The following is a 13,957-nucleotide window of genomic DNA, read 5'->3' on the forward strand; positions in this document are numbered from 1 at the left end:
GGTGGTGGAGGGGCATGCTCGCTGGCGGGGACACCCCTCCGTCAGTCCTTTGGACTGCCACCTCCCCTTGCAGGGGAGGAATTTATTGCGTCTTTGCTTTCAAAAATCCCTCCATCACGATCCACCGATAGAAGGCGTCGAACCAGCCGGTGCTGGTCGTCTTCTTCGGATACATGCCGAAGCCGTGCCCGCCCTGGCCATAGAGGTGGAACTCGACCGGCTTCTTCGCCGCCAGCCACTGGTCGATCAGGCCGAAGCCCTTGCCCGCGAACAGCGGATCGTCGGCGGCGATCGCGGCGAACATCGGCGGCGCGTCAGCGGGGACCGTCATCGGCTGGAGCGGGCCATAGATGTCACCGACAAAGGCGGGCCTGGCCTGTCCGTCGAGCACCGTCGCGACGGTCAGCATCGCACCCGCCGAAAAGCCGACCATGCCGATCCGGTTGGGGTCGACCATCCACTCGTTCGCGCGCTGGCGGACCAGGGCGAAGGCGGCGCGCGAGTCGGCGATCTGGGGGGCCAGGCCCTTCAGCGCCTCTTCGGGGTTGGGCCGCGCGGCGGGTCGCGCCACGCTGGAGAACATCGCCGCCATCGACTTTTCGAATTCGCCCATATCGGCGGGCGTCTGGTTCAGCCGGTATTTCAGGACGAAGGCGGCGATGCCGCGATCGGCCAGCGCCTTGGCGACGTCCCAGCCCTCATTCTGCATCGACAGCGTGCGGAAGCCGCCACCGGGCGCGACGATCACCGCCGCGCCGGTCGCCTTGGCGGGATCGGGGAGGAAGGGGGTCAGCGTCGCTTGCGTCACGTTGCGCGCGAAGACGCTGTCATATTGGCTGTGCCAGCTTTCCTTGTTCTTCGCGCCGGGCAAGGGGCCGGTGTTCAGTGGAATGGCACCCGGCTGAGCGGGGATGGCGATCGGCACCATCTTGTCGCTCTGCGCGAGGGCGGGTGCCGCCAGCGAGAGCGTTAGCAAAGCGGCCAGCGCATGGCGGGCCCAGCGTTTGGACTTCATATCCCCTCCTGTCCTCCGTGGGTTATGTCCCTACGGTCGGACGAGGATGGTACGCTTCGGGGCGTGGGGTGCAAGGGGTAATGTTAAGGCTAACAGTGCTGGGGCGTGGGCTTCGACTTCGCTCAGCCCGAACGGCTGTTGTATTCAGGCCCGGCCCCCACCCCGTTCAGCCTGAGCGTAGTCGAAGGCCAAGGGAAACCCTCAGAACAACCGCCCCCCATCGGGCACCGCCTGATCCGGCCCGATCAGCACCACCTGCCCCTCCGCATCGGGAAAGCCCAGGGTCAGCACCTCGGACATCATCGGCCCGATCTGGCGCGGGGGGAAATTGACCACCGCCGCCACCTGCCGTCCGACCAGCGTCTCGGGCGTGTAATGCCGCGTGATCTGCGCCGAGGATCGCTTGACCCCGATGACGGGACCGAAGTCGATGGTCAGCTTGATCGCGGGCTTGCGCGCCTCCGGAAAGGGCTCGGCGGCGATGACGGTGCCGACGCGGATGTCGACCGCCAGGAAATCCTCGATCCCGATCCGGGGTGCGGGCGCGTCAGAAGTCGACATTGTCGTAATGCGACGGCGGCGTGACCATCTCCATCCGCTCGGACAGCAGCGGGCGGAAGGAGGGGCGGCTCTTCAGCCCGCGATACCAGCGCGCGGTCTGCTCATGCCCCTTCCAGTCGATGCCGCCCAGATAATCGGCGACCGAGATCTGCGCGGCGGCGGCGAGGTCGGCCAGGCTCATCGTCGCGCCGCCCAGCCAGTTGCGATGGTCGAGCAGATAATCGGTATAGTCGAGATGGCCGACCGCCGCCTTCATCGCCTCGCGCAGGCCCTTGGCATCGGGGCTGCCGGTGCGCGCGACGCGCTTGACCATGCGTTCGTGGAGCAGGGGGCCGGTCACGTCCTGATAGAAATGCGTGTCGAACCACGTCACCAGACGCCGGATCTCGGCCCGGCCGACGGCGGTGCCGTTGATCATCGCCGACTTTTCGACCGTCTCCTCGAAATATTCCGAGATCGCCATGGAATCGACCAGCAGCACGCCGCGCTCCTCGTCAACCATCACCGGGGTCTGCCCGGCGGGGTTCATGTCGAGGAACTCGTCGCGCCGCTGCCACGGCGACTCGCGGACCAACTCATATCCGACGCCCTTCTCGCCCAGCAGCAGCCGGACCTTGCGCGAAAAGGGACAGAGCGGGAATTGATAGAGTTGCCACATGCCGCCCATCTAAGCGGCCGGGCATGGTTACGCCAACCCCGATGGCGATGTTTTCACCCGCCCGCGCGACGCAGGACGGCTCAGTCGCCGCCACCCGACCACGACGCCGCTGACCGACAGGATCAGCCCGGCGATCGACCAGAGCCACATCCACGCCGTCCAGCCGGGCCGCCACGCGGTCAGCCACGGCCAGTCCCAGGTGTGAAGCAGCGTATAGGCCCAGCGATAGGCCCGCCGGACGCGGTCCTGCCGCTCGACCACCGCCCCGCTCATCGGGTCGAGATAGAGCCAGGTCGCCGCACCATCGTCGAACCGCATCCGCACCACCGGCAGCCGGGCGGGATTGGCCCAGTAGAAATCGGGCCGCTCCAGCCGCGCCACCCCCGTCACATGCCCGCCGGGCACCAGCATGGCGGCGGCGTCCGGTCGATCGATCGGCGCGGCCGGGGCCAGCGTCGCCTGCTCGAGCCAGCGCGGATGCGGTCCGGCCGGGTCGATCGCGATACGCCGCCATCCGCCATCGCCGCTCCACACGACGCTACGCGCCGGGCCCGCCATGGCCGCGAGCCGGTCGAGCGCCACCGGCTCGCCCGCCTGCCCGGCATAGGCGCGCATCGCCGCCACCGGCGCGGTGCCCCCGGCAAAGACGCGTCCCGGATCGACCGACAGCCAGCCGCTGACGATCCAGCCGGTCAGCAGCACGCCGCCCAGCAGCCCGCTGACATGATGCCAGACCATCCAGCCGCGATAGGGCGTCACCCGCCCGCCGCGATAGCGACGCCGCCCCAGCCGCATGCGCAGGATGCCGATCCACATCCCGGTCAGCGCGACCGCGATGCACGGCCCCGACACCCACATCACCACCTGCCGCCACAGCCCGCCGTCGCGGCGCAGGATCGTCGGATAGAGCCAGTGCGGCACCGACCCCAGCCAGTTCCAGATGCGCTGCGTCCGCGTCGTCCGCTGCACCGGCTGGCCGGTCAGGCTGGAGACATAGAGCTCGGTCCCGGCGGCATCGGCCAGCGTCGCCTTCCACAACGGGCGGTGCCGGTCGAAGCCGCCCGCCACGGTCCACTGGTCATGCCCGATGGGCGCAACCGCGACGACCGGCGCCCCCGCGAACCGCGCCGCGACCCGGCGGGCATAGGCGGCATCGACCGGCGCGACGCGAGCCCCCGTCCGGGCGGAGCGGACCTGCGTCTCGCCCCCCGCCCCTTCGATCCGCCAGACCGGTACGCCGTCGCGCATCTCCAGCGTGATCCGCCGCGCGGTCGCACCGTCCGGCGGCGGCCGCTCGACCCCGCCCCAGTCGATCGGCTCCACCCCGGCCGCCATCTGGGCAGGGGTCAGCGCGGGATAGGGGACGTAGATCATCACCAGCCCGGAGGCGAACCACATCGCGAAGAACAGGCAGGCGGCGATCCCGGCCCAGCGATGGACGAGAAAGGCGAACCGGACGGCCGCCCTTCCCCATGATGCGTCAGAACGTCGCACGAAGGCCCAGGTCCAGCGAGCGCGGACGCCCCAATATCCATTGCTGATCGCCATAGGCGGTGACCGCATAGGCCTTGCCGAACAGGTTATAGACGCGCAGGTCGACCGCCATGCGCGGGCTCAGCGCATAGGACAGGGTGGCGTCCACCGTCGCATAGCCGGGGATGCGAAACGCATCGGCATTGTCGGAGAAGCGCCGCCCGACATAGCGCAGCCCCGCCCCGTGCCTGCATGCGGGCCGTGGCATCCCAGCGCAGCCAGAGATTGCCCAGCGCCTCGGGCACATTGGGCGGCGTCCGGCCGCTATAGTCCGCGCCGCCCGAACGGAAATCGTCGAACCGCGCATCCAGCATCGTCGCATTGGCGTCGATCCCGAACCCCTGGGGCAGATCGACCGAGACCGCCGCCTCCACCCCTTGCGCCGAGCGCTGGCCGACCTGCTCGACCGGGCTGGAGAGGGTGCGCTGCGCCAGCAGCCCCGTCTTGACGATGCGATAGGCCGCCAGCGTCGCGGTGCCGCGCCCGCCCAGGAACAGCCACTTGGCGCCCAACTCGACCTGATTGCCCTTCGCATTGCCGAACTGCACCTGCCCGCTCGACACGGTGGTCAGCGTGGCCAGCGGATCGACGCCGGTGGCATATTGGCCATAGAGCGACAGGGTCGGCCTCGGCTGATACACGATGCCCGCCCGCCAGGTCGCGTTGCGGAAGGTCTTTTCAAAGGCGAAGCGATCGGTCCGCGTGCCGCCCGGATAGGCGATCGCCCAGCGGCGGACCTGATCCTCCTCGTAACGGAAACCGCCGACCACCGACCATTTCTGGCCCAGCGACACCCGATCCTCGGCAAACACCGCCAGCGCGACGGTGCGGGTGCGGTATCGCGGCGCGATTCCCTGCGTATCCAGAAAGCGGCCGGGATCGAAGGCGAAGGGATCGACCGCATCGACCTGCGCATCCGATCCGAAGTCGTTCTCATGGGTGAAGCGCACCAGATTGGCGTCGACCCCGACGACCAGCGCATTGGCAATGCCCTGCGCCAGCGGCGTACGCAGCGTCACGCTCGCCTGGTCGCCCCATTGGGTCTGGTCGTGACGGATGCCGTAATTGTCACTCCGCCGGATCGTACCGGGCGTACCGCTCTCCCCGTTGGCGCACGCGCCCCTGGCACCGACCCAGCAATAGCTCTCCAGATTGCGCCAGAATCGGTCGCTGGTCAGATAATAGGCGATGTTGGAGACGCTGACCGCCGCGCTCGGCGTCCAGTCGACCTGTACCGAGGCACGGTCGTCGCGAAACCGCATCCGCCCGTCCCCGACATTATAGTTGCGCGTCCGGATCGCCGGGTCGAGCCGCCCGTCAATCAGCGGCGTCCCGAAATAGCCGATCGGCCGCTGGTCGCCATGATCGCCGCGGATCGTCACCGCCAGTCGTGGCGAGGGGGTCCATTTCACCGTGCCCGACAGCGCGAAGCTGCGCGAATCCCCCCGGTCGACATAACCGTCGGAGCGGCGATAGCTGGCATCCAGCCGATAGCCCAGCGTGGCCCCTGCCGGACCGCCGATCCCGGCCGCCAGCCGGACGCTGTCCTGCGCACCATAGCCGATCTCGGCCTGTCCCTCGGTCCGGGCGGTGGGCTTGCGCATCACCACATTGACCGCGCCGCCCAGCGCGCCCTGGCCATAGAGCACCGACGCCGGGCCGCTCAGCACGTCGATCCGCTCGACCATCCAGGGATCGGTTGGAAAGGTGATCGTCCCCGCTGCCGGGAACAGCCGGACCCCGTCGATCAGTTGCAGGACCGAGCCCTGTCCGGAAAAGCCACGCGCCGCCAGGGCGGTGCCGCCATTGCCGGGATTGGCGACGCTCGACAGTCCGGGGGCGCGTGTCTCGGCCTCGACGATCGACTGGTCGCCCCGCGCGCGCACCAGGTCGCCGTCGAGCGAGGTGATGCTGGCGGGGGTTTCGAGCGGGGTCAGCCCCAATCGGCTGCCCGTGGCATTGGGCCGGTCCATCGCCGGTTTGTCGCGCGTGCCGACGACCAATATCGTGGCGTCGGTGCCGGTCGGCATACCCCCCTGCTGCGCCCAGGCGGGCATCGCCATGCAGGACCACAGGGCCCCACCCACAAGGATGAGACCACGGCTTGATGATATGTGATGATATAACATTATTTGCTCATAGCGTCTTGTCGCGAACAAGCCGAGACCTTCCGTTCGCCTCGAACGGCCGGATGCCATGCGCGCTGGACGCCTTTCCGCACTCGACATGGCCACCCATGCGCCTCCGCCACCATTGGCGTCGCTCGTCGGAAAAGACCTAGCCATGGCCATCCCCTGGGCCCGGCATGAGCGACCTGACGCCGGCAGGTCTCCTGGCTCACGGGTCATCGCGAACCATGCGCCTTCCCAGGTTGCCCCAGTGGCTGGACCGGCTCGACACCGGTCCCTGCATGTCCGCTCACCGCTTACAGTTGCAGGGACAGCCTCGGATTTGGGCGGTCACCCGCCCTCACCGCGTTCCCTTTTAATTCCCCTGTTCGGGGAAACCGGCGCGATCACGACCGGAATATTCCGGCCGCGTTCTGATTGCGGCAATCGGCGGGGCGGGTCAAGCATCTGCCCCCAGGAACGGCTTTGCGCTATCCCGCGTCCATGGCCCGCAAGACCCGCTATCTGACCGCAACGATGCCCGACGGCTATGTGAAGACCATCGGTCCGACCTCTGCCCCGTTCACCCATTACTGGCGGATCGTCGCCGATCTGGGCGGCGGCCGGACGGAGGTGTTCTGGGGTCACGCGAAATCACGCAAAGAAGCCATGGCGCACGACGCGTCGCTGGCGGAAGCGGCACGCAAGCGCGGCTGGGTGGGCTACAGATTCGAGGTGGTGGAATTGGCGGAGAGCCAGGATCCGCCAGCGGCGCTACCGCCGAGGGGTGGCGGGCGTCGTCGCTAAGGCGTGAACGCGCCAATCCGCCTTCGGCTATGCCGTGGCGGTCTCGTATGGGATGATGTTGTTGTGATGGTTGCGGGGGCAGGATTTGACCGCTGTAGAACCAAGTTGTCACTTGCTGCGTGCCGCGTCGGATCATTGCGCGAATCGATACCTTCTTGTCCATCCATCCCAACTTTTCGGCAAGATCGGCATCGACTCTGACCCTCGGGGTCGGTCTTTCCTTTGAGATCGACCCCATCCCCAACTCTATTCAGATGGATGAGGGCATCTCAATTTATCCGGATGACAGCGCCAGCCCGATTACCCGAATCAAACATCGCTTTCTCGCTCCGTGCCCCTGGCTTCATCGGCCGTTGCGCGTATCTGCAACGGCCGATGAAGCCAGATCGCGAGGAGACGAGCCGCCGCCCCTTGCAGATCGCCACTCACGTCGCGGGCGTTCCAGACCACGCGGACGCACACCGGACGGGCTTGGAATGCTGCTGACGATGAGCGCAGCGAAGGCATCGTCTCCCTGTGCGGACGTCGTAACTTTGAAAAGGTACGTCAGCTGCACTGGCGTGGCGTTCAGCGGTTCACAGCGCCGCCGGGTCCCAACAGAAACGCGCCACGCGCTTGACCTCGCGAGCGCATGGACATATGAGGAACATGCATCCCCCGATGTTGGGATGTGTGCGCGATGACTGTCATGTGGCTTACAGCTGCGGATGCAGGCATCGTACCGGACCGGTGGTCCGGAAACTGACGGCACGGGCACCGCAGCGGCACGAGACGGACGCATGATACAGACCAGGGGCGCGCTCCCGCTCCTCCACCGCTGACCTCTGTCAGCTGTCTGACGTCCGACCAAGGAGCTTTTTTATGTCCTGCATTGTCCGTGACCTAGTCGTGCATGTGCGCGGTGCGCTGCCCCGCCCAATGTCGATCACGACTCGCCGTGATCCGGTTGAGGGAGGCCACGCATGAGCCGCCGCCCCTCCACCGTCGCACGTCCGCTGCCGCCGCTTGTGCTCGACGGCCGCCTGACGCAACTCGCCACCGAGCGCTTTCCCGCCGCGCGCGCGCCGATGAACCAGAGCGACCGCGCCGCCTACTGGCTCGGTGAGTACGTCAAGGCGCGCCTCGAGCTACCGCATCTCAAGCCCAGCGACTTGCTCGCGCTTATCGCGGAGCAGGACGCAGCGGCATGTGGTGCGACCTTCACCCGCACAATCAAGCGGCTTGCGCAGCCGCATCTGGATGACCGCTCGAAGGCAAGCCCGTCGCCTGCCCCAGCACCGCGCCGCAAGGTGCTCGACCCCGTACCATCCACTGTATCTCCTTCCCCGGCCGTGAGCACGACGGTTGCAGTGCCAGTACCTTCGCTGCCGTCCGGCCGCGTTGATGACGATGAGGCGACGGATCCTGATCTGCTCGCACGCATGGGCCGCATGCGGGCCACCCCGCCGAGGCAGCAGGCATGAGCAACGATCCCATGCGGCTGCGAAAGCACGCCGACCGGCCGATGCTTCTGGCCAGCGGTAGCAAGGCCGGTGGCAGCGCCAAGACGAGCGTGCTGCTTGCAACCGCCTCACTCGCGCTGCTCGCCGGATTGCGCGTCGGCATCATCGATGCGGACGCGACCGGCACCAGCGCGATCTCGCACCGCGTGCAGCGCCCCGACGTGCAGGTCATTCCCCTCGTGGAGGGTATCCAGGTGTCGGCGCTCTTCAATCAGTGCGCAACATTCGACCTCGTCCTATTCGACGTCGGTGCCAATGAGCTAACGAATGAGCGAACGTTCGTACCGCTGATGAAGCTGGTGGCTCGCCTCGGAGGTCGGGATGGCAATGCGGCGATGCTGGTGTCCCAGATCCCGAACAAGAGCAACATCACCGATGACTTAACAAAGGCGATCGACGTGTTTGGCGATCTGCTCGACATTCACATCGTCCAGCAGAACGTCGACGGCACGGGTGACTTCGATGACCTGCCACCGGCACTCGCCGCGCTGCCGCGCCACGAGGTGCCCCATCTGACACCGACGGTTCTCAACATCCCGCTCGGACGTGGCTGGCTCCCCGCCGATCTCATCCGCGATGGCTTCCCTGGCTACGAGCGACTGCGTGGAGCGTGGGCCGCACACTTGCTGCACTTTGCCACGTCCGGCGGCTTCGCACGCTGGCTCGGCTTCGATGCCGCACTCCCCGTGCTCGAACAGGTCACGCGGGCAGCACCTTCCCAGCCGTTGCCCCGAAATGTGCCAGCACATCGACTGACTGACGAAGTAGTCGATTGCTGGGAAGAATTCGTCGACTCGCTTGCGTCCATCAGATCCGCTAGCAACGACTGCGACCTCCTGGCGGCGGCAAAGCGGTTTCAAGCCAGCGATGCCCGTTATGAGACGTTGATAGCATGATCACGCTCCATAGCCGCGGGGCATCTCCTCCAATCCGGCGTCAGGCAAGTGACCCGACGTCGACATCAACATTGGCCTCGCTCGTGTCCCGGCCACACGTTCGTGTCCTGCAGCGTCAGCACAACCGGGGTGACCAGAGGGTCAGAACGGAAGTAGGGGGTAGAGAGGGCAGGATGGGCCCGGTAAACCGGGCCATGCGGGTGTTCCGCGCTCCGCTTGTCACACCCTCGGCAGCCGGAGGCTGCGATGGGCGTCGATGAACCAACGCCGGACCGCGGATCGCAAGCGATTTCGACCAAGCTCGACGCAGCGCAGCTCGCGCAGTTCGAACTGGCAGTCGCAGCCTCGGGGCTAAGCCGTGCGGCCTTCATCCGCGCGGCGGTGCTACGCCAGGGGGTCGTGCTGCGCCCCTACGAGCCGCTCATGGCACAAAGCCTCGCCACGCTGGCGGCATGCCGTACCGCGGTGAAGAACGGCAAGGTGGTGGACCATGCGCTCGTCCGCCACCTTGAGGCGCTGATCGAAGCGCTCCATCTGCTGGCAAGGACGGAGCTGCGATGATTGTCGTCGCAATCAGCCACCGCAATCGCCAGCAGCGCCGCGCCACAGCGCGCGCCCTCAAGAAGCAGGTGGAGCATACCACCGTGGCACAGGTGCGCGCGCATTTCATCGCGCTCTCTGACTATCTGCGCGATGCCGACCCAGCCACGCTGGAGGTTCTCGGCCTTGCTGACCACGCCGACCATGCGCTGCTCGGCTATGTCACCGACCAGGCGCATGGTGGCGAGAAGGTCGACCTCATCGGCTACCGCAACGTCACCCCGCAATTCGAACGCGCGCAGATCGAGATGCTGGCACAGATCACGCGTGCCGGCGGCACTGACCCTATCGAGCACTACGTCATCAGCTGGGGTGAGAACGAACACCCGACGCCGGAACAGGTCGACGAAGCGGTCACGCTGCTCATGCGTGTCCTGAACTTGGAAGAGCATCAGGCGATCTACGCCGCCCATAGCAATACCCGACACTATCATGTGCATGTCGCGGCCAACCGCGTGCATCCGGAGACCGGCACGGTCGTCGCGGCAGGCGACGGCTGGCAGCTCAACGCCGCCGGTCAGGCGGCAGCCTTGATAGAACACCAGCAGGGCTGGGAGGCCGAAAAGGGCGCGCAGTACCGGGTCGATGTCGACGGCGTGCGCCACATCGATAGCGGTCGGCTGGTCCGCCATGTGGATGGCAGCGCCACCGGGGTGCACCCGCCCGACCGCCGCACCTTGGACAAGGCTGTCGACAAAAGGGTATCGCGCGGCGCGCGCGGCTATGAGGCGCGCACCGGGCGCATGTCCTTCGAGCGCATCGCGATGACGATTGCTGCCCCGATCATCGCGCGTGCCCGCTCATGGGACGAGCTTCACGAGAAGCTCGGCAAGGAAGGGCTCGGCTACGCACGCTCCGGTACCAACGGCGCGCGGATCACGATGGGCGAGCGCGCGATCTCGGCGAGCATCGCCGCCCGCGGCGCGGCGCTGACGCAGCTTGTGCAGGCTGATCGGCTTGGCCCATTCAGCGCGGGCAGTCCCGATCAGATCGTCATGCATAAACCTCGCTACATGCCGGGGCAGGAACGTCGTCCCGGCTATGAGGCAGCGCGCGATGCGCACGCAGGCGCAGTGACCGCCGCACGCGAACAGCTCGGCGCGCAACGTACGCAGGCACGTGCGACGATCATCGCGTGGCGGCGGGCCATCGCTGCCCAGATCAACGCCAGCGATTGGCGCGGGCGCCGGGACCAGCTGAACGCCACGCGCAAGCTATTTGGCATGCACTTCGCAGGGATCGAACGGGATCTGATGGCGGCGACCGCGCCGGCCGTGGCCGCACTCGATGCCGCCGCGCGCTTTCCGTCTTACGACGCCTGGTGCGCCGGCGCGAGCGCTCCTTCTGTCCCGAAGGCACTCGACCTTACGGTGCCGATGGTAGTCGCGTCCTCCGGGGACCATGCCGCTACGGGCGTTCCGGTCGCCGGCTATGAGTGGCACCGTGACGATGGGGCCTGCATCTACCGCCGCATCAATCAGCCGGGACCAGCGTTCACTGACCATGGACCAACTGTAGCGATCCACACGCTCCGGCGTGCCGATGTGGTCGCGGCGCTCAAGCTAGCGCAACGAAAATGGGGAACGGTCGAGCTGATCGCAGGAAGTGAAGCATTCCTGCGCATGGCGGTCGAGGTCGCGGACGAAGAGAAGATAAAACTCACCGGCAAACTCGCAGCGCGCATCCGACAAGGGATCGCGCAGGATGCTGCAAGATTCACCTCGCCCGCGCTCCCGTTACCTGCGCCCACAAGCGAAACGGCGCCGGTATCGCCTAGTGCGGTGTCGTTGCCGGCATTGACAAAGCTGTCCCAACCCCACTCACCCGCCTCCCCGACCCTTGACGAGATGCGCGGTGGACATTCGGCGGTCGATGCATGGCTGGATGAATGGCGGCGTGATCCAAAGGCAATGGCAAAGCTGCGGCCGTTGGCCGCGAAGGCGTTCGCCGATCCGAAGGCGCGCAACCTGCTTAATCAATGGGTCGCTGAGGGAATGCCAGCCGCAATGCGATTGCAGCAGCAAGCAGGCGATCACGCGCGAATGCTGGCGGCACAGGTGCAGACACCCAGTCGGGGACTGCAATTGCAGTAATCAGCACAACAGCGTGGCGTCGCCGACGAACTCGGTGCTTCGCCGCCCCAACTGGCGCTGGCCTGGCTGCCGGTGCAGGGCGATGTCATCGTCATCCCCAAGGCAGCGAGCAGCGCGCAGTGCGGGATAACCGGGCGGCGGCCGACCTGACGCTCGATGCGGATGCCCTCACTCACCCCGATGAGCTATAGCCGCGCGCCAGGGGACGCGTGCACTTGGAGATGCTCTAGCTGAAGCGGTACACGCCGCCCGCTTCCGCCGCGACGAAGCGGTCCGGGGCGATGCGCGCCGCGTCCAGCGCTGTCGCCAGTTCCGCGACCGGCGCTTCACGGGCCTCGTCGGTCAGCTGGAAGGTCCCCCAATGAATGCCCAGCGCACGTCCTCCCCCCACGTCTGTGAAGATCCGCACGGCCTCGGCTGGATCGACATGCTGTGCGGCCATGAACCATCGCGGCGCATAGGCTCCGATCGGGATGAGCGCGACATCGGGCGCACCCAACCGCCCGCGCACCTCGCCGAAGATGCGTCCATCGCCATAGCCGGTGTCGCCGACGAACCAGATCGTCCCGGAAGGCGTGTCCAGATAATGCCCGCTCCACAGCGTCATGCGCGTGTCGCTCGGCCAGCGGTTCGACCAGTGGTTGGCCGGTGTTAGTGTCGTCGCGGTGCCGTTGCCGAGGTCAAGCCGGCCCCACCAGTCGCCGATCTGGCATCGCGCGGCCGGTACCGCCGCCCGGACGATGGCATCGTTGCCGAGCGGCATCGCCATCAGCGGGTCGTGTGCGGCGTGGAGGCGCCGCAGCGTGTCGACATCGAGATGATCGTAATGCGCGTGGCTCAATAGCACGACATCGACCGGGGGGAGGTCGTCGAACGCGATCCCCGGTGCGGTCACCCGCTTCGGCCCGACGCGGCGGAATGGACTGGCACGCTCCGACCAGACCGGATCGGTGAGGATGTTCACCCCTGCCGCCTGGATCAGCAGCGACGCATGACCCACCATCGTCACGCACAGGCCATCGACGCGCGCCTCGGGCCTGGCGGGCGTGACCGGCACCGACTTCGGCCATTTGGCAGCAGCCCCCGCCAGTTTCCAGCGCAGGATGGCGCGCAAGCCCCGATCAGTGCCGGGCTGCCCCGGATTGAAGAACCGCGTACCGTCGAAGTGATCGCTCGGCGGCCCGTCATAATAGCGGTTGCAGACCATGCTCAGGCAACGCTCATCAGCTGTGACGGATAGGCTGTCAGCAAGCTGAGCGCCTCCTCCACCGGGGCGTTCAGCCAGCGTTCCTGATCTTCGGCCAGCAGGATGACCGGCATCGCCTTGGGGTGCTTGGGCGCCACCAGCGGATTGGGCTCGGTCGTGCAGAAGGCATAGACCCGGTCATGATCCTGATCGACCTTCCATAGCCCGGCGAAGCACGGCGCTGGCTGATCCTCGACGGAGAACCACCAGTTGGTGTCGCCCGGGCCCTTCCGATCGGCCGCAGCCTTGGGCTCGGCAAAGCGGGTGAAGGGCACCAGGCAGCGATGCTCGGTCCGCATCAGCCAGGGCTTCCACATATTGCTCTGCATATTCCGCGCGTTCGTCCACCAGTCGTAGAGGAACGGCAGCTCCCCTTCGCGGGCCGGACGTTTACGCGGTTTGCGCGTCGGGAAGCCCCAGCGCATGGTGCTCAGCACCCGCTCGCCGGCCGAATGACGCACGACATAGCCGGGTTTACCGGGCGCCGCGTAATCCTTCTCGACCTCCAGCGTGTTGCTCGTATCGTCGACCTCAGCAAGCGCGTCGAAATAGGTCCGGGGATCGACCTTGATGTTGTAAAGATTACACATTCGCCTGTTCGATCACGACCGGTAGCGCGAGACAAGCTTCTTCCACGTCGCGGCGTCCGGATAGGGCAGAGCAGCGCCGGTGGGCTGGTCCCGCCCGATCACCATATGGGGACGCTGGGTGCGTCCTTCCGCTTGGCATGCCGAGCAGCATAATCGCCGTCCCACCAATCCGAGCGTGCCGTCCCATCCTCGCCGGTAAAACATCCACCAGAGCGCAACCGCGTCGAGGACGCGGACGTGACCGCATTTTGGACAGGTGAGACGCAACGTACGCTTGTGCAGGGCACACTCCTCCAACGTGCGCAGACGCCGCCCGATATGATCGTGATCGGTCCCTGCCCCGCCTTC

13 protein-coding genes and 1 riboswitch are annotated in these 13,957 nt (G+C 66.7%); of the genes, 5 read left to right on the plus strand and 8 right to left on the minus strand.

Annotated features, from left to right (window positions below):
- Positions 1-82: 82 nt before the first annotated feature.
- The 6 genes from QE363_RS19390 to QE363_RS19415 form a co-directional block, all read right to left on the minus strand.
- Positions 83-1,015, minus strand: coding sequence for an alpha/beta hydrolase (locus QE363_RS19390; protein ID WP_309697937.1), 933 nt, complete (start codon positions 1,013-1,015; stop codon positions 83-85).
- A gap of 201 nt (positions 1,016-1,216) precedes the next feature.
- Positions 1,217-1,576, minus strand: a complete 360-nt coding sequence (locus tag QE363_RS19395; RefSeq protein WP_307101279.1) for a tRNA-binding protein — start codon at positions 1,574-1,576, stop codon at positions 1,217-1,219.
- Positions 1,563-2,234: a glutathione S-transferase family protein gene (locus QE363_RS19400; protein WP_042487586.1), complete on the minus strand. Its 672-nt coding sequence runs from the start codon at positions 2,232-2,234 to the stop codon at positions 1,563-1,565. Before QE363_RS19400 ends, QE363_RS19395 begins: the two co-directional genes overlap by 14 nt.
- A 27-nt stretch (positions 2,235-2,261) precedes the next feature.
- On the minus strand, positions 2,262-3,728 hold the full coding sequence (locus QE363_RS19405) for a PepSY domain-containing protein (RefSeq protein ID WP_309697940.1): 1,467 nt from the start codon (positions 3,726-3,728) through the stop codon (positions 2,262-2,264).
- A complete protein-coding gene (locus QE363_RS19410; protein ID WP_309698251.1) occupies positions 3,715-3,894 on the minus strand; it encodes a TonB-dependent receptor in 180 nt (59 codons plus the stop codon). Before QE363_RS19410 ends, QE363_RS19405 begins: the two co-directional genes overlap by 14 nt.
- The gene (locus QE363_RS19415; RefSeq protein WP_309697941.1) at positions 3,815-5,830 is read right to left on the minus strand and encodes a TonB-dependent receptor; all 2,016 of its coding nucleotides are present in this window, start codon (positions 5,828-5,830) and stop codon (positions 3,815-3,817) included. Before QE363_RS19415 ends, QE363_RS19410 begins: the two co-directional genes overlap by 80 nt.
- 241 nt (positions 5,831-6,071) lie before the next feature.
- Positions 6,072-6,293: riboswitch (cobalamin riboswitch) on the minus strand.
- 86 nt (positions 6,294-6,379) lie between these two features.
- Between QE363_RS19415 and QE363_RS19420 the strand changes: the two genes are divergently transcribed.
- The 5 genes from QE363_RS19420 to QE363_RS19440 all read left to right on the plus strand — a co-directional run bounded on the left by QE363_RS19420 (position 6,380) and on the right by QE363_RS19440 (position 11,773).
- On the plus strand, positions 6,380-6,682 hold the full coding sequence (locus tag QE363_RS19420; protein ID WP_309697944.1) for a hypothetical protein: 303 nt from the start codon (positions 6,380-6,382) through the stop codon (positions 6,680-6,682).
- A 962-nt stretch (positions 6,683-7,644) separates the two neighbouring features.
- Positions 7,645-8,145, plus strand: coding sequence for a hypothetical protein (locus QE363_RS19425; protein ID WP_294275029.1), 501 nt, complete (start codon positions 7,645-7,647; stop codon positions 8,143-8,145).
- Positions 8,142-9,080 carry a hypothetical protein gene (locus QE363_RS19430; protein WP_294275030.1) on the plus strand — a complete coding sequence of 313 codons (939 nt, stop codon included), beginning with the start codon at positions 8,142-8,144 and terminating at the stop codon, positions 9,078-9,080. The genes QE363_RS19425 and QE363_RS19430 overlap by 4 nt, the downstream gene beginning before the upstream one ends.
- A gap of 246 nt (positions 9,081-9,326) precedes the next feature.
- Positions 9,327-9,641 (plus strand): hypothetical protein, encoded by a 315-nt coding sequence (locus QE363_RS19435; RefSeq protein WP_309697947.1) that lies wholly within the window; start codon positions 9,327-9,329, stop codon positions 9,639-9,641.
- Positions 9,638-11,773 carry a relaxase/mobilization nuclease domain-containing protein gene (locus tag QE363_RS19440; protein ID WP_309697949.1) on the plus strand — a complete coding sequence of 712 codons (2,136 nt, stop codon included), beginning with the start codon at positions 9,638-9,640 and terminating at the stop codon, positions 11,771-11,773. Before QE363_RS19435 ends, QE363_RS19440 begins: the two co-directional genes overlap by 4 nt.
- A gap of 226 nt (positions 11,774-11,999) precedes the next feature.
- Here the strand turns inward: QE363_RS19440 and QE363_RS19445 are convergent, their stop codons facing one another.
- Positions 12,000-12,980: an MBL fold metallo-hydrolase gene (locus QE363_RS19445; RefSeq protein WP_309697951.1), complete on the minus strand. Its 981-nt coding sequence runs from the start codon at positions 12,978-12,980 to the stop codon at positions 12,000-12,002.
- Positions 12,981-12,982: 2 nt separating this feature from the next.
- A complete protein-coding gene (locus tag QE363_RS19450) occupies positions 12,983-13,609 on the minus strand; it encodes an SOS response-associated peptidase family protein (RefSeq protein WP_309697953.1) in 627 nt (208 codons plus the stop codon).
- Positions 13,610-13,957 lie beyond the last annotated feature (348 nt).

Source organism: Sphingomonas sp. SORGH_AS_0870 (assembly GCF_031453175.1).
Taxonomy (GTDB): Bacteria; Pseudomonadota; Alphaproteobacteria; order Sphingomonadales; family Sphingomonadaceae; genus Sphingomonas.